This is a genomic window from Pseudomonas sp. JV245A, from assembly GCF_032424515.1.
In the GTDB taxonomy this organism is placed as follows: Bacteria; Pseudomonadota; Gammaproteobacteria; order Pseudomonadales; family Pseudomonadaceae; genus Aquipseudomonas; species Aquipseudomonas protegens.
In genome coordinates, this window is record NZ_VYKE01000081.1 from 1 (window position 1) to 25927 (window position 25927).

The window sequence follows — 25927 nt, forward strand, 5'->3', positions numbered from 1 at the left end:
TGTTGCCGGCTGGTGCACCATCTGGACCAGCAGTAACAACGCCTATGAACCAGGCGTAGGTTTCGCCTGGCAGCAGGCGTGGGACAAGAACTAAGCCACACCTTCGTTAACCCGAGCGTGGCGCTTGGCGCCACGCTTCCTTTTGCCAGTCATGCCCCCTATGTCTACTCGCAATTACTCCAGGCTTCATGTGCTGCTGCACTGGACCTTCGCCACCATCATCATCTGGGCGACGCTCAGTGGCTTCGGCAACGCCCTGCTCAACCTGCCCACCGTGATCGCCGACGGGATCAACTTCATCAACGTGTCGTTGACCTTCCTGCTGATTCCGCTGCTTGGCCTGCGAGTTGTGTGTGCCCTGGACCGCCAGGAACCGGCCTCCCCCCATCGGCTCGCCCGCCTGCTGGCCAAGGGCGGACACCTGGCGCTCTACCTCACGACCGGCCTGGTGCTGGCCACTGGCGTATTGATGATGGAACGCCCGATCAATGTCTTCGGCCTGCTGTCACTGCCCCAGCCGCTGCAGGAACCGCTGCTCACTGCCTTCTTCAATAGGGTGCACAAGTACGCCTGCGTCGTGCTGGCGCTGCTGGTGGTCGGGCATGTGGCAGCGGTGGTGATCCATCACTGGCGCGGTGAAAAACTCCTGCGGCACATGAGCCTATGAACCTCCTGCGCCGATGCCCACGCGCCGTTCTACAGATCGGCGCGTTGTCGTTGCTGGTGACCTGGCTGGGCTGGCTCGCCTACAACAGCTTCCTGTTCGCCCAGCGTCTGGACGAGACCGTGCGCCCAGGGCCCCTGGCCGTCAGCGAGCCGCCGCGCCTGCCGCCGAACAACGCGGCCATAGCCCAACTGTTCGGTGTGCTGCCCCAGGAAGCCACCGGCAACCTGCCAAGAGTGCCGCTGACGCTGCTGGCCAGCCTGGTGGAACGTCGCCCGGAACTGTCCAGGGCGCTGATTGAATCCCCTGAGGGCAGCCGTTTCTATGGCATTGGCGAGCCCCTTCCCGGAGGTGGCAGCCTGCGCGAGATCAGCACCCAACAGGTGCGCATACAACGCTTTGGCGAAGACCAGTCGCTGTCTCTGGCCCACCACTCGACTCCCCTGCTGATGCCGTTGCCCATGGCCCCCGAGATGCCTCAAAGCACTGCTGTGCGGGCAGAAACCCACAACCTTGTTCAACCCTCTTTGTGACCCCCCAAGACATCATGAAACGAACATTCATTGCAGGCTCCCTACTGGCCCTTAGCACCTTGATCGGCCCCGTCCAGGCCGCTGAAAAACCTCCCCAGGGACAACAGTGGACCTTGAACATGAAGGACGCAGAACTACGCGACCTGATCAACGAGGTCGGGCAGATCACCGGCAAGACCATGATCCTCGACCCGCGCCTGAACGGTAAGGTCACGGTCCAGTCCACCACCGCCATGGACCAGAAAGGCATTTACTCGCTGTTTCTCACCGCCTTGCGCAGCCAGGGCTACGTGGCCATGGACCAGGGCGACCGGGTACTGATCCTGCCGGTAGCCGAGGCCAAGACCAAAGCCTATGCCCAACCCGACGAGGGCAGCGAAGAGTTCATCACCGAAGTCATCGAACTGCACAGCGTCAACGCCAGCGAAGTGGTCTCCGCCGTCCGCCCTCTGGTCGCCTCCGACGCCTACATGGCAGCTTCCACCACATCCAACTCATTGATCGTTTCCGACAGCGCCAACAACGTGCAACGCGTGCGCCAGGTGATCGGAGAACTGGATAACGCCGGCGGGCGTCAGTTCAACATTCTCCAGCTAAAGCATGCCTGGGCCAACGACGTGGCCAAGACCTTGAGCGAAAGCCTGACCGATAACAGCAGTGGCCAGAGCAGCGCCAAGGCTATCGGCGATTCGCGCAGCAACCGCCTGATCCTGGTCGGCCCGGCACCGATTCGCCAACAGATGCAGCGCCTGGCCCTGAGCCTCGACGTACCGAACAATGTCGGCGAGAACGCCCGAGTGCGACGCCTCAATCACAGCGATGCGAAGAAGCTCGAAGAACTGCTCAGCGGGATCGGCAAGCGCCTGGAAGCGGGAAGCCGCGGTGGCGACAATCAGAGACAGGAAAGCCCGGTGCTGGTGAGCGCCGACGAAAGCCAGAATGCCCTGGTGCTGATGGCCTCACCGGCACAACTGGCGACCTTCGAAAGCATCATCGACGAACTCGACCAGCCCCGCGCCCAGGTGCTGGTGGAAGCGGCCATCGTCGAAGTCAGTGGCGACATCAACCAGGCCCTCGGCGTGCAGTGGGCCGCAGGCCGGGGCAAATGGGGCGCCGTCAGCAACTTCAACAGCGCCGGCATGACTATCGGCACCCTGCTGGGCAACCTGGAGAGCGGCAAGAGCCCGACCCTCCCGGACGGAGCCGTGATAGGCATCGGCAGTAGCAACTTCGGCGCGCTGATCACCGCCCTGTCCAGCGACTCCAACAACAACCTGCTGTCCACCCCGAGCCTGCTGACCCTGGACAATGAGCAGGCGGAAATTCTCGTCGGCCAGAACGTGCCATTCCAGACCGGCTCCTACACCACCGACACCGCAGGGGCCAGCAACCCCTTCACCACCGTCGAGCGCAAGGACGTGGGGATCACCCTCAAGGTCACTCCGCATATCAATGAAGGCAACTTTCTGCGCCTTAAAGTCGAACAGGAAAGCTCCGAGCTGGCCGCGGCACCACCCGGTATCAGCACCAGCGATGTGATCACCAACAAGCGCTCGGTCAAGAGCACCATCCTGGCCAACGACGGGCAGATCATCGTGCTTGGCGGCCTGATCAAGGACAACATCAAGGTCCAGGTGAGCAAGGTGCCGTTGCTCGGTGATATCCCTTGGCTCGGCAAGCTGTTCAGCAGCAGCAAGGAGGTCAACGAGAAGACCAACCTGATGGTGTTCCTGCGTCCGACCCTGCTGCGCAATACGGCCAATGCCGACAAGCTGAGCACCCAGAAGTACAACAACCTGCGCTCCCTGCGCACCCTGGATGGCAAGACCCGCGGCCAGCTGCCGCACAATCCGCATCAGTTGTTCGATGCCAACAGTGACGGCGACCAGGGCCTGATCGACATGCGTACCCAAGGGATTGCACCGCAGCCATGATCAGTCCCAACCCAAGCCCGCGCCTGGCGTTCGCCTATGCCCGCCGTCACGGCGTGGTCCTGGAGCACCAGGCCCAGGGCCCGGTGCTCTATTGCCGCGCCAATACCCCCTGGTCGGTGATCGCCGAGGTGCGCCGCTTCAACGGTGCGCCGCTGCGCAGCGAAATCCTCGATGAACAGGCCTTCGCCCAGCGCATGGCTGCCCACTACCGCGACGGCCAGGACGGTGCCAAGCAGGTGGCCGATGGCCTGGGCGAACAGTTCGATGAAGAGTTCGACCTCTCCAGCCTCGCCGAGCAGTTGCCGAAAACCACCGACCTGATGGAGCAGGAAGACGACGCCCCGATCATTCGCCTGATCAACGCGATCCTCAGCGAAGCGGTCAAAAGCAAGGCCTCCGACGTGCACCTGGAGGCGTTCGAGGAACACCTTTCGGTACGCCTGCGGGTCGACGGCCTGCTGCGCGAAGTGCTGCGCCCGCGGCGTGAACTGGCGACCCTGCTGGTGTCACGGATCAAGGTCATGGCCAAGCTCGACATCGCCGAGAAACGCATCCCCCAGGACGGTCGCATTGCCTTGCGCATCGCCGGGCATGAAGTGGATGTCCGGGTCTCGACCCTGCCTTCCAGCCACGGCGAGCGGGTAGTGATGCGCCTGCTCGACAAACAGGCCGGGCGCCTGGACCTGGCGCACCTGGGCATGAACCCGGCGGTACGCCAGCGCCTGGAAACCGCCCTGCACAAACCCCACGGCATCCTCCTGGTGACCGGCCCCACCGGCTCCGGCAAGACCACCACGCTGTACGCCGGGCTGGCCAGCCTCAACAGCCTGGAGCGCAACATCCTGACCATCGAGGACCCGGTGGAGTACCACCTCACCGGTATTGGCCAGACCCAGGTCAACGCCAAGGTCGACATGACTTTCGCCCGTGGCTTGCGGGCCATCCTGCGCCAGGACCCGGACGTGGTGATGGTGGGTGAAATCCGCGACCGCGAGACCGCGGAAATCGCCGTGCAAGCCTCCCTCACCGGGCACCTGGTGCTCTCGACCCTGCACACCAACAGCGCCATCGGTGCTGTGACCCGCCTGGTGGACATGGGCATCGAGCCGTTCCTGCTTTGCACGTCGCTGCTGGGCGTACTGGCCCAGCGCCTGGTACGTCTTTTGTGTCCCGAATGCAAGGAGCCCCATGACGCCGATCCCGCCGCCTGCGAACGGTTGGGCGTGGGCCCGGATAGCGCGCCACAACTGTACCGGCCAGTGGGTTGCCCGAACTGCCAGCACTCGGGCTATCGCGGCCGCCGCGGGATCTACGAGCTGGTGCTGTTCGACGACGTCCTACGCCAGTTGATCCACACCGGCGCCGGAGAACATGAATTGGTCAGCCACGCCCGGCAACACAGCCCAAGCCTGTTCGACGATGGCCAGGTCATGGTGCTACAGGGGCTCACCAGCCTTGAAGAGTTGCTGCGGGTTACCCAGAGGGACTGAAGATGGCCGCCTACGAATACCTGGCCATGTGCGCCGCCGGCAAGAAATCCAGCGGTGTACTGGAGGCCGACAGCCCGCGCCAGGCCCGCCAAATGCTGCGCGAACGCCAGCTGATCGCTCTGAAAATCACCACCAGCCAGGGCCATCGCAGCACCGTCCTGGGCGAGGTCAAGACGGCTGGCGGCGGCCTCAGCAGCGCCGAGCTGGCCCTGCTGACCCGGCAACTGGCAACCCTGGTGCAAGCCTCGCTGCCCCTGGAGGAAGTGCTCGCTGCCGTGGCCGCACAGTGCGAAAAGCAGCGGGTAAAAAGCATGCTGCTGGCGCTTCGTGCTCGGGTCCTCGAAGGCTACAGCCTGGCCGTGGCCTTGGCCGCCTACCCCAAGGCCTTTCCCGACCTGTACCGGGCCACGGTGGCCGCCGGCGAACATTCAGGGCACCTGGACCAGGTGCTGATGAACCTCGCCGACTACACCGAAGCCAGCCAGGCCGCACGCCAGCAGATCCATCTGGCCATGCTCTATCCAAGCATTCTCATGGTGGCAGCCATCAGCATCGTCGGCTTCCTCCTGGGCTTCGTGGTGCCGGACGTGATCAAGGTATTCATCGACAGTGGCCAGGAGCTGCCGTTGCTGACCCGCGGGCTGATCGCCACCAGCGGCTTCCTGCGGGACTTCGGCCTGCTGTTGTTGATCCTGATCGGCGCCGCAGTGACGGCCCTGCGCATGCTCCTGAAACAGCCGGCCAACCGTGAACGCTGGCATGCGCTGGTGCTGCGCCTGCCAATCATTGGCGGGCTGGTCAGGGCCAGCAACTGCACGCGCTTCGTCAGCACCCTGGCGATTCTCGGGCGCAGTGGCGTGCCGCTGCTGGACGCTCTGGCGATCGCCAGTGAGGTCGTTGCCAATCAGAAAATTCGTACCGGTCTGAAAGACATCGTCCGTGGCGTACGCGAAGGTATCAGCCTGACCCGAGCGCTTGAGCTCAACGGCAGTTTCCCTCCGATGATGCTGTACATGATCGCCAGCGGTGAACGCTCCGGTGAGCTGGACAGCATGCTCGAACGCGCGTCCAAGCAGCAGGAAGCACAGCTGGCCAACCGCATCGCCCTGCTGGTGGGCCTGTTCGAGCCGGCCATGCTGGTGTTCATGGGCGCGTCCGTGCTGGTCATCGTCCTGGCGATCCTGATGCCGATCCTCAGCTTGAACCAACTGATCACCTGAATGTGGAATCCCCCAACGTGCACACACGAAACAAGCAACGCGGTTTTACCCTGATCGAAATCATGGTGGTGGTAGTCATTCTCGGTGTTCTCGCCGCCCTGGTAGTACCGCAGATCATGAGCCGCCCCGATCAGGCCAAGGCCACCGCCGCCCAGAGCGACATCCATGCCATTGCCATGGCACTGGACATCTATCGCCTCGACAACCACCAGTACCCCAGCAGCCAGCAAGGCCTTCAGGCGCTGGTGAGCAAGCCCAGTGGCAGCCCGGCGGCCCGCAACTGGAACCCCGACGGTTACCTCAAGCGCCTGCCGGTCGATCCCTGGGGTAATGGCTACCAGTACCGGGTGCCCGGCACCAAGGGTGGCGCCTACGACCTGTTTTCCTTTGGCGCCGACGGCAAGCTCGGCGGCGAAGGCGTGAACAGCGATATTGGCAACTGGGAACAATAGACCGTGCAGCGCCACCGTACCCGGGGCTTCACCCTGCTTGAACTGCTGGTGGTGATTCTGCTGATCGCCCTGACCGCGGGCCTGGTCGGCATCGTACGCCCGGACTCCGGTGGCCGCCAGGCGCACCAGGAAGCACAGCGCCTACTGGGCCTGTTGCAGCTGCTGCGCCAGGAAGCGCTGCTCAACTACAGCGACTACGGCGTGCGAATCGAGCCCGACGGCTACTGGGTGCTGCGCCTGGACCAGCAGGGTCGCTGGATCGAGGACAGGGATTTGCGTACGCATGCACTACCCGCCAAATTGCGCCTGCGCCTGGACGTACCCGAGGCCGGCGCGGCCCTGGGTACCAGTGACAGCCGCACTGGCCTGCCGCAATTGCTGGTGCTTTCCAGCGATGAAACCAGCGCCTTCACCTTGTGGTTCGAATACCGCGACCAGGCACTGCTGAGCCTTTCCAGCGATGGCATACAGGATGCGCAAATTGAAACCCGGAACTGAACAGGGCTTTACCCTGCTGGAGGTCATGGTCGCTCTGGCGATCTTTGCCACCCTGTCGATCGCCCTGTTCAGTGCGGTGCAGCATGTGGCCATGAACAGCGCAAACCTCACCGAGCGCACCCAGGCGCTGTGGATCGCCGACAACCGCATGAATGAACTGCGCATCGGCCTGCGAGAGCCGCAGAGCCAACGCAGTGCGGAACAGATCGAGTTCGGCGGCCGCCTCTGGTGGCTGTTCAGTGATATCCAGAGCGCACCCGACAGCCGTCTGCTCAAGGTCCAGTTGCGCGTCTCCGTCGAAACCACCCAGCAACGCGCACGCCAGTACAGCCGTGCACAACTGCTTGGCTACATCGAGGCCCGGCCATGAACCAGCGCGGTTTCACTTTGCTCGAAGTGATCGTGGCCATGGCCATTTTCAGCCTGTTGGGCCTGGCCACCTATCAGATGCTCGACAGGGTGCTGCGCAGCGATCAGCGCATTGGCCTGCATGAGCAGCAATTGCGTCAACTGCAACGGGCCATGAGTGTGCTGGAGCGTGACCTGGTGCAAGCCCGTCGACACCCGCTGGCGGACGACCCCAGCCAAAGCCAGGCACTGATCAGCCAGCCTGACGGCATTCGCCTGGTACGCGGTGGCTGGCGCAACCCGCTGGAGTACCCGCGCAGCAACCTGCTACAAGTCAGCCACCGTTGGGAAGGCGGCAGCTGGGTACGCGACACCCTGTCCCTGTCCCAACCCCTGGCCGCCCCCGGGGCGGCACAGCCTCCACCCGCCCCCATCAGCCAGAACCAGCAACTGCTGGCTGGCGTGGAGCTGACTCGCCTGCGCTTTATCGATGCCCGCGGCCAGGCCCACGAACACTGGCCGGCAGGGACCGAGAGCCTGAGCCTGCCGGCGGCCCTGGAAATCGAACTGGATGCCCCCGGCTACCCTCAGGTACGCCGGCTGATACTGCTGCCCGGCGGCCTCGATGCCCAGGAACCCGACGAGGCCGCTCTGCATGAATAACCTGGCCCGGCAACGAGGCGTGGCCCTGCTCAGCGTATTGCTGATCACCGCCCTGGTGACCATGGTGGTAAGCAATATGCTCGCCCGCCAGCGGCTCAACCTGCACGCCAGCAGCAACCTGATAGAACAACAGCAGCTCTGGCAACTGGCGCTGAGCGGTGAAGCCTGGGCCCGTCAACAATTGCTCGAAGACACTCGCAGCAAGGACGGCCTGCTGGTGACCCACCTGGGGCAGCACTGGGCGCAACCGGCGCCAGCGTTCAAGATCGGCGATGGACGCATTCATGTCCAACTGCAAGACCTCGGTGCCCGGCTCAACCTCAACAGCCTGCGCCAGCGCAGCGATCTGAACCTGCGGGCCCGCTACCAGCGCCTGCTGGCCTTGGAAGGCATCCGGGCCCACGATCCGGCACTCCTGGTCGGCCAGAACAACCGTGATGGCCTACCGCTGCCCTTGAGCGACCTCAGTGAACTGCGCCAACTGCCCGGGGTGGACAGCCAGACCCTGCAACAGCTTGAGCCGCTAGTGGGGGTATTCGGCAACAGCCCGATCAACGTCAACACCACCCGCGCCGAGGTCCTGGCCAGTGTTGAAGGCATCGACCTACCCACGGCTCGCATTCTGGTCAGTTCCCGTCCGGAAGGTGGCTATCCCGATATCACCCGTTTTCTTTCCAACCCGGTGCTCCAGGGCCGGGACATCAAACCTCAGGGGCTAGGCGTCAGCAGTCGGCAGTTCCGCGCCACCATCGATGTCGAACAGGGCCGGCAACGCCTGCGCCTGGTGAGCGACCTGCGAGTCATGGATAGGGAAAAGGTCCGGGTGCAGCAGCGCACGCTGATGCCCACTCCTCCTGAACAACCGAAGACCGAGTAGACCGACATGAGGCAGTGGCTTTATCTATCTCCCCGTGCCACCGGCAACATGCCTTGGCAATGCTTCTGGTGGCAGGCCGGTGGCCAATTGCACCAGGGCGACCTGCAGCAGGCTGCGGCCGCGCTGGGCAACCAGCCCCTGAGCCTGCTGCTTCCCATGGAAATGGCCAGCCACCATCAGGTCAGCGTGCCCGCCCGCAGTGGACGCTGGCTGCGCCAGGCATTGCACAGCGCGCTGGAAGAACAACTGATCGATGAACTGGACAACCTGCACCTGGCCCACGGGCCACTCAAGGACAAACGCCATTGCGCGGTGTTGGCGGTCAATCGTCAGCACCTGAACCAGTGCCTTGGACAACTGGCCGAACTGGGGTTGCAGCCTTCGCATATTCATGTCGACGCCGATTGCCTGCCCCCAGACCAGCCCCGGGCCCTAACCTGGGACGGTCGCTGGCTGCTGGGAGGCAGCGCGCCGATGCGCCTGGCCCTGTACCCGTGCGAACTGGCGGACCTGGCCCCCCTGCTTCCGGCAGACTTGCACTGGCAGGGGCCGCAACCACCGGGCCTGGAAAGTTTCGACCAGCATCACTGGCAGGCCGATGAACGTCCCTGGGAATGCTTGAGCCAGGGCGCGCAGCAGGCCATCGACCTGCGCCAGGGCGAATTCCTGCAGCGCCCCCGGCAAACGGCCCCCTGGCGCCTGGCCCTGCTCCTAGTGGTGGTGGCCGTAGGCTCCCACTTGCTCCAGATCATGGGCCATCGCTGGTACCTGGAGCAGCAGAGCAAGCAGCTCCAGGCGCAGAGCCAGGCGTTGTGGCAGGCCCATTCAGGTACTGAGGAGTCTGTGACCGACCTCGCCGCCCAGGTACACGCCAAGCAACAGCAAAAGGTCGAGAAAAGCTCCGGTAGCGCCCACAAACTGTCACTGCTGGCCGAGCAATGGAGCGCCAGTTACGGCGCCCTGGCCCAGGTACAGCGCCTCGACTACCAAAGCGGCGAAGGCTGGAGCCTGCAGATCAGTGCACCAGCGTTCTCCGATCTTCAACAGCTGCGCGAAGGCCTGATTGCCCAGGGCCTGGATGCCAGTACCGACTCTTCCGTCCGCGATGCCCGAGGGGTCAGCGCACGGTTGCAGATCAAGGAGTGAGGCATGAGCCTGCCGTTACTGAAAAAACCACTGTCCGCCCTGCTCCACCCCCCCCTGGGGCACTGGCATCGCCTGGCGAAACGCGAACAGCGAGCCCTTAAAGGGCTGACCCTATTCAGTGCCCTGACCGGCGCCTACCTTTTGCTCTGGCAGCCACAACAACAAGCCCTGCAGCTTGCCGAACAACGCTTTATCGAGGCCACACAATTGCAGCGCCTGATACTCCAACTGCATGCTGGCAAACCTGCCAGCCCCGTCACGGCAATCTCGGCCGAAGCCCTGCCCGGCATGCTGGCCCGCTCCAGCAGCCAGGCCGGCATCAGCCTGGAGCGCATGGACAACGAAGCGCCCGGTCGGGTCAGCCTGGCCCTGGAAGGCCCGCTCACCGGGGTGATCGCTTGGGTTGATGAGCTTGAACAGAAACAGGTGGACGTGCTGGCGTTTTCCATCGAGGTCAACAAAGACGCGGTCGCCACCGTACGAATGCAGGTACAGGCACGTTGAAAAACTGAACGTCCCAAGGAGTCCAGGACAAAAAAAAGCCCGCCGAAGCGGGCTTTTTTCAATGGCTCAGCACCTGTGATCAGTCATCGCGACCCATGATGCCGAACAGTTGCAGCAGGCTGACGAACAGGTTGTAGATCGATACATACAGGCTGATGGTGGCCATGATGTAGTTACGTTCGCCGCCGTGGATGATGGCGCTGGTCTGGAACAGGATGCACACCGAGGAGAACAGCACGAAGCCGGCGCTGATCGCCAGTTGCAGGCCGCTGATCTGGAAGAACAGGCTGGCCAGCACGGCGCCCATCAGGACGAAGAAACCGGCGGTGATGAAGCCGCCGAGGAAGCTCATGTCCTTGCGGGTGATCAGCACATAGGCCGACAGACCGCCGAATACCAGTGCCGTCATGGCAAAGGCCGAGCTGACCACTTCGGCGCCGCCCTGCATGCCCAGGTAGCGGTTGAGAATCGGGCCGAGCAGAAAGCCCATGAAACCGGTCAAGGCGAAAGCCGACACCAGGCCCCAGGCCGAGTCACGGAGTTTGTTGGTGAGGAAGAACAGACCGTAGAAGCCGATCAGCACCACGAAGATGTTCGGATAACCGACACGCATCTGCTGTGCCACATAGGCCATCACCCCACTGAACGCGAGGGTCAGGGCCAGCAGGCCGTAAGTGTTGCGCAGGACGCGGCTAACCTCTAGCTGCTCGGCCTGCACGCCGTTGTTAACTGCGTAATCCTGTTCGCGCATGGCGACACTCCTGTTGGGGGAAACATTTAGTGGCATGGATGATAACAGAGGCTCTGTAACTCGCGACGCAGAGAGTTTGACAGTGTGTTTCATTCGGGTATTATGGCGCCCGCAATGCGATCTGGAGGTGTGGCCGAGTGGTTTAAGGCAGCGGTCTTGAAAACCGCCGACTGTAACAGGTCCTAGAGTTCGAATCTCTACGCCTCCGCCAAATCTCAACGAGAAAGCCCTGATTTTTCAGGGCTTTTTTGTGTCTGCTACTCACGGTCGCTTACCGTCACCAACTGACCGTTTCCGCATCATTTCTTTAGTTTCCGCAACCACCCTACTACGGCACCCTGCCGACAGAACGCCAGAACCTATGGCCCGACCTGGGTGCTATCCTGTATTTTCCTAACCTCAAGATGGTCGATTCTTGCCACACACCATGGCCTGCAGTTACTGGACGGGAGTAATTGCTGCATCGCCCCGATAATGGATTGGACACACAAACGCTGTAAGCCTTAATTTTAAAGACCTCCGTTGATCAACATCAGACTGTGTACCAATTTTTTACCACTTCACCTGGTAGCTCTAAGCTGTCACCTGCCACTTTTCGTTCAGAGATCGACAGTGAAAGGTGCGACTAAAATTTGAGAACAGGCGCCACTACGAGACGGTGGTACGGAGGTCCATCCTCAGGACAACCATTTGTGAATACTCGGCTTTGACTTGACGAGAAAAATTCTTACTTCCTATCTCTGAAAAGCCCCACTTGAGATAGGCGTTTCTTGCATTTACTGCAGACGCCATTACATCCAGCCATACGTGCGTCAGCCCTAACTCTTTCGCGTGCTCGATTGCTGCAGACACAAGTCGAAACCCTAACCCCGACTTCTGACTGCCCGGTAGAAGATAGATCCTAGAAATCTCCGCTCCCCCACATTCGTGCGTGATCGGGTTTCGAGAGTCAACCATCATGGTTAAGAATCCAACCGCAACCCCAGCAACCTCGGCTACCCAAAGCCTTGATTCAGCTTGTCGCAGCAGCATCAAAAATGCTGATGTACTAAAGGTATCCAGTTGATTGGCTAAAGCTACGCAGTCATTCCATAGGTAATGATAGGACGCTGCATAAGCAGCAGGACCAATCACTCCTAACACCTCAGCATCGTCTACACATGCTCTGCGGATTTTTACCACTCCGTCCACACTTGGGCCTCGCGCAATTCCAATGGGTCACCCAAGAGTCTACCCCCTCAGATCTGCGTCTGCTTTGCTCGACTGCTGCCAGGGATGCAGAAATTAGCCCCCAAATCCGTGATGGATTGGGGGACGTTCCCTGAAAGCCTATAGCATCAAGGCTTCAAAACGGCAGACTAAGTTTCGGTACCAATTTTGTACCACACCCTTTTGATCATCCTCGCCACTTGAGGCGCAGCTCTATTCGATCAGTCGGCGTAGAACCTTCCACTTTCACTGCCAAAAAACTACAACAATCCACCCACCTACTCTATAAAGCTGTTGCAGGAGTCTTATAGGTAAGAGAACGCCATTTGGGAGGTCACAGTGCATGTCAGTCACCGTTGAGATGGTTGCGGAATTCATGTTCGCCTACACACGGCGGTATCGTAACGAGTACCGCAGAGCCACCACACCTCTACCAGATGGTCCTGGATATCCGAATCTAGTTCAGTCCCCTTATCTAGACGCCAAAAAACTTCAGGTCTACGTTGCTCAAGACGGCGTTGTGATTTCCATTGAAAACGAACCACCACACCAGTGGTACATTGCTGGCGGTCCTGCGCTTAAAGTGGATTATGAGCCAACCAGAACTCCCAAAGATGTCACCCAATTCTTAGCCGACAACCAACTACAAGGGAAGGACATCGGCATTTATAGAATAGTATCGAAAACTCCCCTAGCCTCCTGTATATGGCGCAGCCGAGTACAGGGCATAGAGAGAGAGCTGCAAATCTCAGACCCTGAACTTGAACTAACACTATCCCTAAAACAAATAAATTTACCATATAAAAAACTAGTCAACACACTGACATTTGGTGCATATGGCTCGGTGCTTGATCCAAAATTTGATGATGCCGCTGATTTTGGCAGGTCTCACATCACTAAGAATTTAGGATTTTTCCCGGCAGACCTAAACAATAGAAGATTTTTTGAGTATATCGAGGTAGTTAGTCATGCCGATGAGGCAGCGTGGGACAAGCGACTGATAACCCTACGCGTCCAGCAAGATATCCGCCGAGATATCGGCTCAGCCTTAGCCACATACGGGCGTGAGCCTCTAGGAGGTTCTATATCGTTCGGTAGCGAACCGGAATGGCTTGATTCTTACAATAATCGCCTTGACTCATTAAAGATTGCCATTTCTACCTTAGGAGAGGCTTTAAGGTTTCAGCCAGACGGCATTGAGTCTATATTTCACGCTATCTTAGAGAAACATCCAGTACTGCTAGATGTTTACGGCTCATGCGAAAGCAAGCCCGAACTAATCTATCCAAATGGTCAGACTTCACCCATCGGTAAAACAAAACTTCAGCCAGACTTCATCATTAAATACCCCGACCAATCTTACAAATTAATTGAAATCGAACGCCCCGCAAAAAAACTAGCCACAACGCAGGGACAACCACGAGCAGAAGTCAGTCAAGCCGTATTCCAAACAGCTGAATGGAAGCACTATATAAAAACCCACTATTCGTTAGTCGCTTCACGCTATCCAGGTATTCAATCGAAATGCAAAACGTCCGTAATCATGAGTCGATTTACTCAGCAAAATTTTAAGAACGTGTCAGATGCACGCGAATACATGGGACTGATGATAGACCAATACAACATCGATGAGTTCCTCACATTCGACGATCTCCTTGAAAGAGCAATTTCCGCTTACACAATGCTCTCAAGTTTTCCTCCGACATAAACAGCCATAAGGATAGGGATTCGAACCCGACCATAATCAACCGCAGTCCGCTCAAGGCCACGAAATTAGAGTATGTAGCACCTGAGTTAAGGCCTATATAGGCCTAAAGCGGTATCCGCTATGCCCTAAAAATGCCCTAAGATCATCTGCGCTTCGAGCCAACAACCTGTTCGGCATCTGCAAACCAGGGTAGCGAGGATAACGCGTCCGAGGTGTGCCAAGTGATCAGCCACTCGGTGTGGATCAAATCCGGCAGGCTGATCCCGTTTTGTGGGAACGCGTCACCCATGCGCCTTTCGCCACCATATTTCCACTCAAGCGGTCCGAAGCCGTCTGCCATACTTCGGCCCGAGAGGCTGTCATGGCCAACTCTGTATCATTCGTAATAAGTTCAGCGTCTCGCAGGGCCTGCGTGTAGCCGATTGCATTATGGTAGGCGCGAACACCAGAAGCCCAGTCGCTCGATTTATGTACTGAGTTCAACCGCAAAAGCCAGGCTGTTTGGACTCTGCGCTCGGCAAACCGGGCTGATCGCTAATCGTTAATACGCTGATGCCTGGCATGCCCCAATCCCCCAAATTAAGCGCTGCTTATACGCTTACCAGCACGACCGATACCAGTAGCCAAATGTAGGGGGCATGGTTACCACGACCACTAAAAAGGCCCACATCCCTGCCAGGTGAGGGGCCTTTTTTTGAACCGTCGAAACCAACATCCCCTAGACGAGCAGGCCAGTCCCACCTCGGCTGGCCTTCGCCTAATCAACCCTTGTTCGCAATAACCCTCTTTGCCAAGGTTGATCAACAGGGACATCTCTTCCAACGGAACTCATCTGCTCCGTTTGTGCGTGGTGGGTGTTTCACCAAACCTTGAAGTCCTTTCCAGGGTTTCTTCAAGCGCTCGAACTAGTACATTTGTGCTAGTTGACTCCCCCCCTCCTACGGGGATCATAGTCCCGACTAGTGCTGCCATTCTGAGATTTCAGTCAATCGGACATTTCGACTAGTCGCGCAGTATCACAAGGGACGTTTGGCTGGGTAGTTTAACGCTCGAAGTTGATGATAATCGATGAAATGTGTTATTTACTTTTTGATTGCAACGAAGCTAATTTGCTTCTTAATTTAGTCGCCAGACGCTACGAGCATGGCAGCGTGTGCTGGCCAGCAAATATCACTGACTCGAGATACTCAGTTGAGAAATTCTATTTTTTAGCGTGCTTGTTTGGCTTGATTAATTTAATGTAAATGGATAACAAATTCATATTCAAGGAGGCACGACACAGCATGCCAGAGTTTTTGAAATTAAATAAATACGTCATACCAATTACTTTACTACTTGCTGCCTCCACTTCAGCGATAGCTGACAAAGCGAACCCCATTGGCGATTGGTGGCGTGTCTATAGCATAGGCACGGGCAAAAACAACATAGTGTTTGTCGCTGATCTCACGTCCATGACGCCACGGAGTCAAGCGGCGGGTGGGCTTCAGTCAGTAGACGTAAACCAAGTCTTCGCTGACCCATCCAAGCCATTGGCGGATGTCTATTCAGTTGAAGTCCAGTGCTCCAAGCACAGAGCCCGCTTTCTTAAAGGAACATCAATAGAACGAACGAGCTACGCACGCCGGGATTTGAAAGTCTCCAATGAGTGGCATACGTTGGATGACAAGGCGCTTTTATATACATTTGCCTTTGTATGTAATCCCCAAGATCGAGTCTTCAACGGCATGTTGTCACTGGGTAAATTTGATCAGATGAAAATGCTCGGGATCATCACGGAGGTACAAGCACCGCCGAAGAGCCCAATGGAAGAGCTGGATGAAATGTTAAACAACAAAAACCCTGAAAAGTCCAGGTAAGGTAAACTCCATGATATATCAATGGATGAAAACGTTTTCTTTAATGCTAGCAGTGTCAGGCATAATGGTAAGCAGCGGCTGTTCCTTAATTGCTCAAAGTCGTTGGGAAGGTCGCGATGCCCAAGAGGCGCTGAATCTGTTTGGCAGGCCCGATACGATGAAAGCAACTCAAGATCCTGATGCAGGTACACTTGTCGTAATGACGTGGTACAAATCCTCTCAGTGGTCGACAACTGAGGCAGCCGGAACATCCATGACACAAGGCAGTAATGGTTTGACCCATACCGAGTATTACGAGAACGTCGGTCATAGCTCCGACTGCAAGATTGAAGCAACGGTGAACAAAGCAAAAAAAATAGTGCTTTTCAAAATTCAGAATGGAGAAGTATTTCATGGCAAGTGCCAAAATATTCCTTATGTTCCCGGTTATATTCCCCCAGGCTTTTAGCATCTTCTATAAGTACTGAAGGGATAACTGATTAGGGGATTCACGGCAGTTATTTTTTCGAAACAGTCCCTCAGACCGCCTAGTATTACACCCTCGGATTTTTTCCTAATCCTAATAATGGTCTGAAGGGACGCTCCAAAGTTTTGCCCAGTTTTGAAACGAAAACACCAAGACCCGACAACTGCAACATTTTCAGTTTATTGACGTTGGGTCAACGACTCATGCCTCCCTTGCTTTGCTCCTTGGGCTGAAGAGTTGAATGAACAAATGCTGCTGATGAAGGCACTCAAGAAAAATCCAGGATCCTCCAAACTCGTTGCCTAGGTTAATTTTAGACGTAAACAATAATAAGCCCGGACTATCGCCGGGCCTCTTCATTCTGACTACTCTTTGCTCGCTTGCAGCCCCCGCACATACTCCTGACACGCAGCCAACGCGATCAGTCCCTGGTCACCGTCTCCGGCGATGGCGATAATTCGTTGAGCATGCGCTGGGTCAAGTTCGGCTCGCGCTTCTCCATGATCCACGCCGGCGCCGCCGGTGTCGGCTGGCAGCCCACCGCCACCACCCGGGGCGGCGAGTAGGACTGACAGCCGCACATCAGCAGTAGCCAGCCGGTCACGCAGGCGAGCCTGCTCGGTTTGAGCATTTCGCAGTTCCTTGTAGTGGGTTTCGTCATTCACCTGCAGCCGATCCTCCAGCGCTCGGCGCTCAACCTGCTGGCGTTCCTGCCAATCGATCACCGCCACCGCCGCCTGCTCGCGAGAGCGCTGATTCGCCTCGGCCTGGGCGGCCAGTTGCTCGCCGTAGCGGTTGGCTTGCCAGGCCCAAGCAGCCCAGGCGCCGAGGGCAAGCCCCAGTACCAGGGCGCCAATCAGTCCACGTGCACCCAGCGCGCTCACGGCAGCACCTTCAGCACACGCTTATACAGCGCCTCGCGGTCGGACAAGCCATTGGTGCCGCCGTTGATACGGCGAGTGATAGTGAGAAAGTCACCCTGGTCGGCCAGGGTATTGAGGCCTGCCCGCTGCCAATACCAACCGGCCGACATCGAGGCACACACCGGGTGCTCAAGCAACTCCGGGGTGTTGAGCAATCGCGCATCACCAAACAGAGCCTCGCTGCAAGCCGCATAGTTGGCCCGGCCGGTGACCTGAATTAGCCCCCTGCCCCGATACTTCTGGCCGTCGCCATCCGCTTCGGGAGTGTTGCCCAGGTGCTTGGCCAAGGTCCCGGTGTCGTACTTGCTCAAGTACTGGTCGCTGCCCAGCTCGCGAACCCACTGCAACTGGCCTGACTCGTGGCCGATCTGGGCGATAAACGCCGCGATACGCAGCCGGGTGACGATGGCGTACTTGCGCAATGACACAAAGGAGGTTGAGCATATTTCGATGCAATGGAAACCCATTACTGACGAGCACCGCATGAGTCATGCTCTACAAGCTTAGGCGTCGGGCCAGTTCAGCCCGCACTCAAGCACGCACTTCACTTAAGGATGAGCATCATGAACGATGATTTGAAGCAGTCAGGCTCTACTACAACCTCTCAGACCACCACCTCGCTGGAGCAGGTGAAAACCGGAAGGGTCTTGGATTTCACCTGGGTACCTAACGCCAACACCACGACCACCACCGTATCAGCGGACTTTGTCGACTACCGGGTCGATACAGCCCAAGGCAGCCCTACGGGGAACAGCCACTCCATAGCACGCTTTACCTATGTCCAGGGCAAAGGCGGCGGCCAGATCAGCCAGCTGTTTCTCGAGGAGATGCGTGCCGGTGTACGAGCCAACACCCAGATTGGGCTGATGGTCGGACGCAAGTGGGTTCTGGACCCCAACGGCGAGGTCTCGGGCAGCATCGGCACCTATGTGGTCGAACAATTCGATGACATGCGCGCCAGTGTCAATTATGTCGGCTCCTTCGCCCGCGTCTTCGACGACCCCAGGATGGTCAGCTACCACGCTGGGGGCCATGTGCACCCCAACGCAGGGGGCCGCACGCGCACGCTCAACCCCCTGGATGAATTGGAAGTCAGCACCTTCCCATTCGGCCCGGTGTACCTGGCCTTCCGTGTCAGACCTACTGCATAGCGATCTGTCGCGCGCCGGCTGAGCCTTCACTCAACGCCGGCGTCGAACTCACATCCGAGCCACCGACAAACCTGGTCGACGATACTGGCCAGCGGCATCGAAGAGCTAGGCCATGGCCAAGACCAACGCGGAATTGCAACAGCAGAAACGCGCCAAGGAGAGGGCGTTGCTCGAGCGGATCGGCGCTGAGCAGCCTACAGCAACTACTGAGCAACCGAGGTAGTAGAGGTAGTGGATGAATTCGATTAACGCTCCACGGTTGCCACTAGCAACACTGCCAAGATCAGCCATAGGCGCCAAGCAAGCGTTGTGGGCGACAACACTTCCCCAGGACCGGAATCTGCTGAGCGCTCCGGCTTCGAGATAACTACGTCTATTGACAGGTACCGAAGTAGTTCTTGTTGCCCTGCTTCTTATATGAGAAAGCGTGGCATGACTTAGAGGGCCTCGCGCTGGTGGGTTTATCATAAATATAAACAGTCACATGCACATCCTCCGAAAAAGGAACTGAACCCCCTTTATGCCATAGGTCTTTCTTGAGGTAGAGATTTTTACCTTTCGGATCCTTAGTCTTGTAAGCACTGGAAATTTCTGTCCTTACTGAATTCTCCAGGGTCGCCTTAATAGTGGTTTTATTAATATCTGGAGACTTTATATTACGTTGATCTTCTGTGAGTGGAGTCGGCTCCCAAGTATTACAAGGATCGGATGTACAAAGGTATACATCCGCTAGAGCATAACTAGAAAGAACAGATAGACTCAGCGCCGAGGCAAGTGGAATCAAACAGGCTGGTAGTTTTTTCATTGGTATCCCTCCCAATGGGAATTTGCTAGATACAACTGTGAAAAGTGGCCAATTCCTACCCTGCACTGAATGCCTCCTGGCACGCTGAAGTAAGAACTGAGATAGACCTTAGACCGGTCAGGGAAATTAGCAAGGTAGCAATCGCAGCGTCCACTGTAGTGGCCTAATAAAACCGGACACCTGCAACCTGAACCTATTTCACTGCCCGCCAGCATTTCCAGGGGCAACTAACTCTCTTCAGTTATCCCTTCTTACCAGAAGGAATTGAGAGAGCACGCTGAGCGAGCGCTGAAGGCAGGTGTCCCACCGGCTTCTGCCGTATCCCCCCCTGGAGCTCGGCATCGATATTGGCAATATCAAGACCAATGCCACTACCACCTTGCCCGGCATCAGCAGTAACGTGTTGCCCCTCTCATAGACAAGGAGCGGTGATGTCAATCAGAAGCCTCAGGAAAAACCTTCCCGCTGACCCAGACAACAACGGCTGGGTACTCGGCTGGGCAGTGATGAGGGACGTTCCCGGATCATGGCAATTCATCGATATCTACGCAGATAAACCTACCGCCGAAGCGCAGGCTAGACGTCTTGGTGGGTGGTACGTCGTCGAATACGGTGCCCACCAGCCTGGTACTGAAAAATTCATTGGCGGCTCTGCACCTCCGCAATAACGGGCCGATTCTCCTCGGCCAATCCCCTGCGGCACGAACCAGGCCCCGGTTCAGCAGTGAGCCCGGCTTTACCCTTTTGTGCCGCCAATCAGCACCCCGGACCTCGCGCCCGCATCCACCCTCGATGCCGTGCTTGCGGTCCCTATCCTGCAGGTGGTGCATCTGCATCAGCCGTGCAACGGCGCACTGACGCGCTGCAAGCCTGTCGCACCCGCTGCTTCAGGTGCAGGTTCGCGCTCTGCCCCGCCAGCCATCCTTCTGCTCGGGGATAGTGCATGCCGAATTGATCACCGCCAGGTAGTTACGCCCCGCAAGACGTCTAGCAGTAGAGAGGCCCACCCTTTATAACCATCAACAGCTTGATTGCTAAAAACATCCTGTTTTTATCGTATTCCCGAATGCCCCGTTTAATAGGGACAACTATTAAACCCAACTCAAAACTACACCCACATTAAAAATATGCTTGCTACAGTGTAAGTAGCCAAAGCGCAGCAACCGCCATTCAACCTTGACATAAAATTGAATCACCCTATCGGCAACAACGCTCGTTCCTGCTGTGATATTTGGCCCGCGACAGCTGTTGCAATTGTTTCAACAAGCTTCACCCCAACCCACGAAAACAGACCCAGCATCAAGCAGCATCGATTGGCATGCCACACAACCCACATGCCATTCAACAGCACTAAGGAAAGCAGACAAGAATAATTGCTTTATACATCCCTAGTTCAACACTTGTCGAACAAGAAACAAGGCATCCACCCGCCAATGGTGGATATCAAATTATCTTGATTGAAAACTTTTCCCCTAACAGGAGATTACTATGAGACCGGTCCAGAAAATCACCGTTAACAACAAAGGCGGCTACGTATTCAACTTCTCGGTCCAATGGCTGGGCAGCGACGGCAGGTGGGTGACTTCCGAATGGAATAGCGGCAACTATCCCGTGGCGACCTCGCGGACAACTCCCGATCTGAACACCATTGGGGTTCCGGCCAATGCGCTGGCGGTCACGGTCTATGGACACGCAGTAGCCGGGACTTCCGGTCAGGGAACGCCGTTTGTCGCGTTCGCGGCTAACGGTCAGATCGCCACCTATGACGCTGTCGGTACCACGTTCATTGGCTTTGCAATCAACTTGATCGAGTAGACCGCAACCCTTGTCCCGATGATGCCTGGCGCCAATGCTCCATGGAGGGTTGGCGCCAGCGCATTTAATCGACCGCATGTTTCATGCCGCCACCACCCAACTGGACATCACCATGAGAAAAGTCGAGCGCATTGGCTGCCTTAACAATGGCATCTTCATCATGAACTTTTCGATTCAGTGGTTTGATTCGAAGGGAAGCTGGCATACCTCAGCCTGGAACAGCGGCAACTTCAACAACGGCCTGTACAAGGTAAGCCCGGCACTTTCGTCGCTCGGAGTTCCAGCCGATGCGATCGGGGTGGCCCCTTATGTTTGTGCAGTGCTTGGAACAAGTAGTCGAGGGACGCCCCTGGTGCAGTCGGCAGATAACGGCCGGCTGGCAGCTTACGAAGTGACAGGAACGACCCTGGACTTCAAGGTCCAGCCTCTGCCGTGGAGGAACTGGGCTCAGAACATCGTTCATACAATGTCGATCGATGGGGAATATTACTTCTCGCCGACGAACCTGGTTGAACTCCAGGCCATCGTCAGTCAAGCCGTACTGGCTGGCGCGACTGTCCGCGTTTCCGGCCAGCGGCACGCGCAGCCGGCCCTGGTGGCCGAAGACAATCGCCTCGCGCCGAACCCGGCGCGCTGGCTGATCGACCTCTCCTGCTACAAGGACCTGGGGCCCGAGGGCAATCAGTCCATCGTGCTGCACCCCTCCGAAACCAAGGTCACGGTGAACACGGGTGTACGCGAGGATGCACTGGATGCGTTTCTGACGGGCCACGACATGATGCTCAAGACCGTGACCGCCGGCGGTTTTTTCAGCCTTGGCGGGATGACCGCGGTGGACGTGCACGGTGCCACCATCAACGCGCCGATCTTCGCGGAAACGGTCTCGGCGTTCAGCATCATGGGCCCGGATGGCCAGGTAAGGACCCTCGACACACAGACCCCAGCGGTGGATGGCTGGTCGCCCCTGCAGTTCGCCCGCGTCTCTCTGGGGGCCCTGGGAATCGTCACCTCGGTCACCGTTGAGGTGATGCCACGCCCCTGGGCCACGACCTTGAAATCGGGCAAGGAGGGCAACATCACCTGTAACGATCAGCAGGCGTTCATTGCCCAATTCAAGACCCTGCTCGCGAGCCATGACCGCGTTGAGTCCTTCGTCAATCCGTACACCCACAACTTCCTCATCCTGTGGTGGGACCTGGTTTCGTCCCCAACGACGAAGATTCCGAACCTGAAGGCAAGCGTTCCCGATGCCTGCGCCCTGGCGCAAGAAAACATCTTCGGCGCGCCCTATTTGATACCGATGGAGCCGATCCTCGAACCGCCCCTGATTGCGGCGCAGTATCTTGGAAACAAAACGGCGGCCAACGCGATCATCGATGCGGGCTACCTCACCATCGAAACGCTCTTCGATCAGGCTGCGGCTGTCTACTCCGACTTGTGGCTGACCCGGGCGTCGCGGGTGATCTTCATGTCTTATTTCATCGAACTCCCGGCACTCGATGACTCAGGGCTGGGCAAGGCCTGGCAGGGTCTTGACGCGGTCATGGAGCGCCTCAAGCGTTCCAGCGACTTCCTGCTGGTTGCCCCCATGGAGTTCCGCTTCGTCCGTGGCGGCGACAGCGTACTGGCCGGAACCTACACCGAAACCCCCAACGCGACCTTCGTCAATCTGGACCTGATCGGTTACGTACCGGCCGTCGCGGGGGCTGAATACCCCCAGCTCCTGCTGCACTTCTTCGCCGACATCGAGCGCGCCTGGGTGGCCCTGGGAGGAATGCCGCACACCGGCAAGATGTTCGGTTTCTACGACCCGAGTCGCCCCGCTGGAACATTTTCGCCACCGTTCAACCCGGCGTTCCTCAAGGATCTGGCGACGCGGCGCGGTGCCAGAATCAAGGCCTTCGATTCCTACCGCAGAAGCTGCGATCCACAGGGTGTGTTCCACAACCGTTTCGTAGCGGCGCTGTTGGGAGACACACCCCAGTAGAGCTGCCCCGCCAAGGAAAGCGTCCGGTGCCTGATCTACAGTTGAAGCAGGCATTGAGGACATGACCATGTGCGGGCGCCTTTCCCAGTACCGTGGCATTCATGATTTCGTGGCGGCCTTGAGCATGCCCGGGGCCCTGGTCGACAACCTGGGCGAGCAGCCTCTGGGACACTACAACGGCGCACCGAGCATGCAACTGGCCCTGTTCCATGTCACCGCTGGCAGGCTTTACGCCGACCCGGTGCGCTGGGGCTGGAAGCCGCACTGGGCCAAGGATCGAGCCCCACCGATCAATGCCAGGGCCGAGAACGTGGCCCACGGCCCGTTCTTCCGGCAAATCTGGCCACACCGGGCCCTATGCCCAATAGACAACTGGTTTGAATGGGTGGACGAAGGCGGCCCGAAGAAGCAGCCTTACCTGATCCGGCACCGGGACGGCTCGCCGATTCTCTGCGCTTCGATCGGACAACTTCCGAATCCAGACGAAGGCCACGGGGAGCACGAAGGCTTTGTGATCATCACCGCCGACAGCGCCGGCGGCATGGTCGATATTCACGACCGCCGACCTGTGGTCCTTGCGCCTGAACTGGCCCGGGAGTGGCTCGACCCGGCCACGCCGAAGGAACGCGCCGAGCAGATGGCTCTGCACCAGGGTGAGCCCGCCAGCGCCTTCGAATGGTTCAGGGTAAGCACCGCAGTCGGCAACGTCAGGAATCACGGCCCGGAACTGATCGAGCCCACTACCAAGCCCGCCGGCGGCGATGCGGTAAACAACGGCTGATCACTGGCAAGCCTCCACCGCGGCAACCAGAACTCGCTCATATCCGACCCGCTGCCGGCGCTCCGCCAGCAGCGCCCGCACCTTCAGTTCCAAGCTATCGGTCTTCTTGAGGCTGCCCGTGGCCCAGGCTGGCACAGGCACCACAGGCGCCCTGCACGGCACCTGCACTGGCACCTCCACCCGCACCGTGCGCACCTCGGGCTCCCGGGCTGCGCACCCCGTCAGCACCAACGCAAAAGCGCAAATGCCCGCCAGGCCAGGCCCACGGCCAACCCAGGCTGTAAGCCTTGTAAATAGCGGCCTGTGGACTTTAAAAACCCCAATTTCACCCGGGTTTAGGCCCAGGTGGCCGCCGGGGTACCACCTGCACTTTTTCGCAGGTCCTGCACTACCTGCGCCTTTTTGCTGGTCCTGCACGCTCATAACCCCAGCTCCTGATCAATGATCGATTCCGCCGCCGGCGCCGGGTCACCGCCGGTACGTTCCTGCAGGAGACGATTCGCCGCGGAGTAGTCATGTTTGGCCAGCTCCCGGGCGTCAGCCTGGGCCTGGGCAGCGTGGCGCTCACGCTCCTGACCTGCCAGCACCAGGTCACCCAGTTTCCGGCCCTGCTCACCCGCCAGGGCTTCCAGGTTGTCGCGACCGGCCTTTGCCGTGGCCAAGTCGCCCAGGGCAGTGTCGAGCAGCGGCCGGTAATGCTTGGAGGCCATCCATGCCCCCAGAGCAGCGCCGGCGAACAGCACCAGGACAGCGGTCAGTAGGACGCCAGCCACCCGCCAGGCGCCGGCGCTCACTTCAGGGCCCTGCGCAGGCCTTCCTCAACCACAGCAGCCGGGTAAGGGTTGCCACCGTTTTCGTGCACGATGATGCCCAGCACGGTCTCGCGCAGCGTCTTGAGGTCGGCCATGTTGATCGAATCGCGTACGCCGACGCCCAGGCGCTTGGCAATCGCTGCAGCGTATGCCTGGGTGTTGTTCTCGTTGCTGGGCGCCCATCGGCTGATGAACTCCAGGGGCGTGTCGATACCGGGCTTGCCCACGCCGGGCATGCCGTCCTTGCCGCGATAGTTGAGCAGCAGCTTGCCCAGGGCACGGATGCCGTTCTCGGCGGTATCGAAGATGGCGAAGCGGCCGTTCGGCTCCTTGCCGAGTTGGCCCTCCCACTGGTTGCGTGGGTTGCAGTCTATGTTTCCAGGGTTGCGGTTGCGGACACCGAGGGCGTTCTGAATGGTCATTGTCAAACTCCAGGCACAAAAAAGCCCGCAACAGGGCGGGCGTTCGGGAGGATCTGCAGCAACTGCTGCTCGGTGATCGGCATTTAATTTTCTCCAGGCAATAAAAAACCCGCTCAGGGCGGGCGCATTCGGACGCTTCAGTTACAGCTGTGGATTGAACGGGTACTGCTGTAACCCGCCTCCGGCGTTCTGCCGACCCAGCCCCCCCTACAGTTCGTCGGCGCAAGTCGCGCCGTGCTCAAGCTTCGAATACTGTATATATATACAGCAACCAACTCGAGTCAGCACCGCACACACTGGAGGCACCGCAACAGCCGATTGTCTGCTTCCCCTCACGCCCCTGGAGCGAGGCAGGAACTCCATACGTATCAAGCGAGACACCACGGCTTTTCAGGAAAAGTGGCGATATGGCGGCGGTCATATGCCTCGGGCCATTTCGGCCCGCACTCAAGCACGCACTTCACTTAAGGATGAGCAGCATGAACGATGATTTGAAGCAGTCAGGCTCTACTACGACCTCGCAGACCACCACCTCGCTGGAGCAGGTGAAAACCGGAAGGGTCTTGGATTTCACCTGGGCACCTAACGCCAACACCACGACCACCACCGTATCAGCGGACTTTGTCGACTACCGGGTCGATACAGCCCAAGGCAGCCCTACCGGGGACAGCCACTCCATAGCACGCTTTACCTATGTCCAGGGCAAAGGCGGCGGCCAGATCAGCCAGCTGTTTCTCGAGGAGATGCGTGCCGGTGTACGAGCCAACACCCAGATCGGGCTGATGGTGGGACGCAAATGGGTCATGGACCCCAACGGCGAAGTCTCGGGCAGCATCGGCACCTATGTGGTCGAACAATTCGATGACATGCGCGCCAGTGTCAATTATGTCGGCTCCTTCGCCCGCGTCTTCG

The 25927-nt window shown here is 58.5% G+C and carries 28 protein-coding genes, 1 tRNA gene and 2 pseudogenes; 23 read left to right on the forward strand and 8 right to left on the reverse strand.

The annotated features are described in order from the left end of the window. Positions 1 to 160: 160 nt before the first annotated feature. The 12 genes from F6S12_RS20190 (at position 161) to gspM (ending at position 10329) form a co-directional block, all read left to right on the forward strand. Positions 161 to 667, forward strand: coding sequence for a cytochrome b (locus F6S12_RS20190; RefSeq protein WP_123430511.1), 507 nt, complete (start codon positions 161 to 163; stop codon positions 665 to 667). Continuing rightward, positions 664 to 1197: a type II secretion system protein N gene (locus tag F6S12_RS20195; protein ID WP_065363300.1), complete on the forward strand. Its 534-nt coding sequence runs from the start codon at positions 664 to 666 to the stop codon at positions 1195 to 1197. The genes F6S12_RS20190 and F6S12_RS20195 overlap by 4 nt, the downstream gene beginning before the upstream one ends. Positions 1198 to 1316: 119 nt before the next feature. Beyond that, the gene (gene gspD / locus F6S12_RS20200; RefSeq protein ID WP_227454120.1) at positions 1317 to 3131 is read left to right on the forward strand and encodes a type II secretion system secretin GspD; all 1815 of its coding nucleotides are present in this window, start codon (positions 1317 to 1319) and stop codon (positions 3129 to 3131) included. Then, positions 3128 to 4621, forward strand: a complete 1494-nt coding sequence (gene gspE, locus F6S12_RS20205; protein ID WP_065363299.1) for a type II secretion system ATPase GspE — start codon at positions 3128 to 3130, stop codon at positions 4619 to 4621. Before gspD ends, gspE begins: the two co-directional genes overlap by 4 nt. Positions 4622 to 4623: 2 nt before the next feature. Then, positions 4624 to 5841 carry a type II secretion system inner membrane protein GspF gene (gene gspF, locus F6S12_RS20210; protein ID WP_065363298.1) on the forward strand — a complete coding sequence of 406 codons (1218 nt, stop codon included), beginning with the start codon at positions 4624 to 4626 and terminating at the stop codon, positions 5839 to 5841. Between the two features lie 17 nt (positions 5842 to 5858). Beyond that, complete coding sequence (gene gspG, locus F6S12_RS20215) at positions 5859 to 6293, forward strand: type II secretion system major pseudopilin GspG (RefSeq protein ID WP_072450556.1); 435 nt, start codon at positions 5859 to 5861, stop codon at positions 6291 to 6293. Between the two features lie 3 nt (positions 6294 to 6296). After that, positions 6297 to 6791, forward strand: coding sequence for a type II secretion system minor pseudopilin GspH (gspH, locus tag F6S12_RS20220; RefSeq protein WP_065363297.1), 495 nt, complete (start codon positions 6297 to 6299; stop codon positions 6789 to 6791). Continuing rightward, a complete protein-coding gene (gspI, locus tag F6S12_RS20225) occupies positions 6766 to 7161 on the forward strand; it encodes a type II secretion system minor pseudopilin GspI (RefSeq protein WP_065363296.1) in 396 nt (131 codons plus the stop codon). Before gspH ends, gspI begins: the two co-directional genes overlap by 26 nt. After that, the gene (gene gspJ, locus F6S12_RS20230) at positions 7158 to 7802 is read left to right on the forward strand and encodes a type II secretion system minor pseudopilin GspJ (RefSeq protein WP_065363295.1); all 645 of its coding nucleotides are present in this window, start codon (positions 7158 to 7160) and stop codon (positions 7800 to 7802) included. Before gspI ends, gspJ begins: the two co-directional genes overlap by 4 nt. Then, positions 7795 to 8679, forward strand: coding sequence for a type II secretion system minor pseudopilin GspK (gene gspK / locus F6S12_RS20235; protein ID WP_072449892.1), 885 nt, complete (start codon positions 7795 to 7797; stop codon positions 8677 to 8679). Before gspJ ends, gspK begins: the two co-directional genes overlap by 8 nt. A gap of 6 nt (positions 8680 to 8685) precedes the next feature. Next, positions 8686 to 9825: a type II secretion system protein GspL gene (gspL, locus tag F6S12_RS20240; RefSeq protein ID WP_210483677.1), complete on the forward strand. Its 1140-nt coding sequence runs from the start codon at positions 8686 to 8688 to the stop codon at positions 9823 to 9825. Between the two features lie 3 nt (positions 9826 to 9828). Further along, on the forward strand, positions 9829 to 10329 hold the full coding sequence (gene gspM, locus F6S12_RS20245; protein ID WP_315869264.1) for a type II secretion system protein GspM: 501 nt from the start codon (positions 9829 to 9831) through the stop codon (positions 10327 to 10329). Between the two features lie 79 nt (positions 10330 to 10408). Here the strand turns inward: gspM and F6S12_RS20250 are convergent, their stop codons facing one another. Beyond that, a complete protein-coding gene (locus F6S12_RS20250; RefSeq protein ID WP_011062013.1) occupies positions 10409 to 11080 on the reverse strand; it encodes a Bax inhibitor-1/YccA family protein in 672 nt (223 codons plus the stop codon). A 123-nt stretch (positions 11081 to 11203) separates the two neighbouring features. Between F6S12_RS20250 and F6S12_RS20255 the strand changes: the two genes are divergently transcribed. Then, a tRNA-Ser gene (locus F6S12_RS20255) sits at positions 11204 to 11291 on the forward strand. 437 nt (positions 11292 to 11728) lie between these two features. Here F6S12_RS20255 and F6S12_RS20260 read toward each other — a convergent pair. Further along, positions 11729 to 12214, reverse strand: coding sequence for a GNAT family N-acetyltransferase (locus F6S12_RS20260; protein WP_134532620.1), 486 nt, complete (start codon positions 12212 to 12214; stop codon positions 11729 to 11731). A 418-nt stretch (positions 12215 to 12632) separates the two neighbouring features. On the opposite strand from F6S12_RS20260, the gene F6S12_RS20265 reads away from it, so the two are divergent. The 4 genes from F6S12_RS20265 to F6S12_RS20275 all read left to right on the forward strand — a co-directional run bounded on the left by F6S12_RS20265 (position 12633) and on the right by F6S12_RS20275 (position 16301). Continuing rightward, positions 12633 to 13997: a Shedu anti-phage system protein SduA domain-containing protein gene (locus F6S12_RS20265; RefSeq protein WP_169893140.1), complete on the forward strand. Its 1365-nt coding sequence runs from the start codon at positions 12633 to 12635 to the stop codon at positions 13995 to 13997. Positions 13998 to 15055: 1058 nt separating this feature from the next. Further along, the gene (locus tag F6S12_RS33880) at positions 15056 to 15241 is read left to right on the forward strand and encodes an ATP-binding protein (protein WP_077934458.1); all 186 of its coding nucleotides are present in this window, start codon (positions 15056 to 15058) and stop codon (positions 15239 to 15241) included. A 39-nt stretch (positions 15242 to 15280) separates the two neighbouring features. Continuing rightward, on the forward strand, positions 15281 to 15853 hold the full coding sequence (locus F6S12_RS20270; protein WP_041118967.1) for a hypothetical protein: 573 nt from the start codon (positions 15281 to 15283) through the stop codon (positions 15851 to 15853). Between the two features lie 10 nt (positions 15854 to 15863). Further along, on the forward strand, positions 15864 to 16301 hold the full coding sequence (locus F6S12_RS20275; protein WP_227454121.1) for a hypothetical protein: 438 nt from the start codon (positions 15864 to 15866) through the stop codon (positions 16299 to 16301). Positions 16302 to 16684: 383 nt separating this feature from the next. Here F6S12_RS20275 and F6S12_RS20280 read toward each other — a convergent pair whose 3' ends face one another. Both F6S12_RS20280 and F6S12_RS20285 read right to left on the reverse strand, forming a co-directional pair. Then, positions 16685 to 17203, reverse strand: a complete 519-nt coding sequence (locus F6S12_RS20280; RefSeq protein ID WP_015636208.1) for a lysis system i-spanin subunit Rz — start codon at positions 17201 to 17203, stop codon at positions 16685 to 16687. Next, on the reverse strand, positions 17200 to 17709 hold the full coding sequence (locus tag F6S12_RS20285) for a glycoside hydrolase family 19 protein (protein WP_015636209.1): 510 nt from the start codon (positions 17707 to 17709) through the stop codon (positions 17200 to 17202). The genes F6S12_RS20280 and F6S12_RS20285 overlap by 4 nt, the downstream gene beginning before the upstream one ends. A 96-nt stretch (positions 17710 to 17805) precedes the next feature. On the opposite strand from F6S12_RS20285, the gene F6S12_RS20290 reads away from it, so the two are divergent. From F6S12_RS20290 to F6S12_RS20310, 5 genes are all read left to right on the forward strand, one after another. Beyond that, positions 17806 to 18393 carry a hypothetical protein gene (locus F6S12_RS20290; protein WP_169893146.1) on the forward strand — a complete coding sequence of 196 codons (588 nt, stop codon included), beginning with the start codon at positions 17806 to 17808 and terminating at the stop codon, positions 18391 to 18393. A gap of 1236 nt (positions 18394 to 19629) precedes the next feature. Continuing rightward, on the forward strand, positions 19630 to 19866 hold the full coding sequence (locus F6S12_RS20295) for a hypothetical protein (protein WP_041752391.1): 237 nt from the start codon (positions 19630 to 19632) through the stop codon (positions 19864 to 19866). Positions 19867 to 20686: 820 nt separating this feature from the next. After that, positions 20687 to 21013 (forward strand): hypothetical protein, encoded by a 327-nt coding sequence (locus tag F6S12_RS20300; protein WP_015636211.1) that lies wholly within the window; start codon positions 20687 to 20689, stop codon positions 21011 to 21013. A gap of 76 nt (positions 21014 to 21089) precedes the next feature. Then, positions 21090 to 23000 carry a D-arabinono-1,4-lactone oxidase gene (locus F6S12_RS20305; RefSeq protein WP_233447064.1) on the forward strand — a complete coding sequence of 637 codons (1911 nt, stop codon included), beginning with the start codon at positions 21090 to 21092 and terminating at the stop codon, positions 22998 to 23000. A 67-nt stretch (positions 23001 to 23067) separates the two neighbouring features. Next, a complete protein-coding gene (locus F6S12_RS20310; RefSeq protein ID WP_258717804.1) occupies positions 23068 to 23781 on the forward strand; it encodes an SOS response-associated peptidase in 714 nt (237 codons plus the stop codon). Here the strand turns inward: F6S12_RS20310 and F6S12_RS20315 are convergent, their stop codons facing one another. From F6S12_RS20315 to F6S12_RS20330, 4 genes and pseudogenes are all read right to left on the reverse strand, one after another. Then, positions 23782 to 24036, reverse strand: coding sequence for a hypothetical protein (locus F6S12_RS20315; protein WP_041120661.1), 255 nt, complete (start codon positions 24034 to 24036; stop codon positions 23782 to 23784). It abuts the gene before it with no gap. Between the two features lie 164 nt (positions 24037 to 24200). Further along, the gene (locus tag F6S12_RS20320; RefSeq protein WP_230493569.1) at positions 24201 to 24554 is read right to left on the reverse strand and encodes a hypothetical protein; all 354 of its coding nucleotides are present in this window, start codon (positions 24552 to 24554) and stop codon (positions 24201 to 24203) included. Between the two features lie 17 nt (positions 24555 to 24571). Continuing rightward, entirely contained in the window at positions 24572 to 25015 is a 444-nt protein-coding gene (locus tag F6S12_RS20325; protein WP_015636216.1) for a structural protein P5, read from the reverse strand. Between the two features lie 11 nt (positions 25016 to 25026). Next, positions 25027 to 25098, reverse strand: a pseudogene (locus tag F6S12_RS20330) (glycoside hydrolase family 19 protein); the annotation flags it as partial. 396 nt (positions 25099 to 25494) lie between these two features. Between F6S12_RS20330 and F6S12_RS20335 the strand changes: the two are divergent. Next, positions 25495 to 25927, forward strand: a pseudogene (locus tag F6S12_RS20335) (hypothetical protein); the annotation flags it as partial.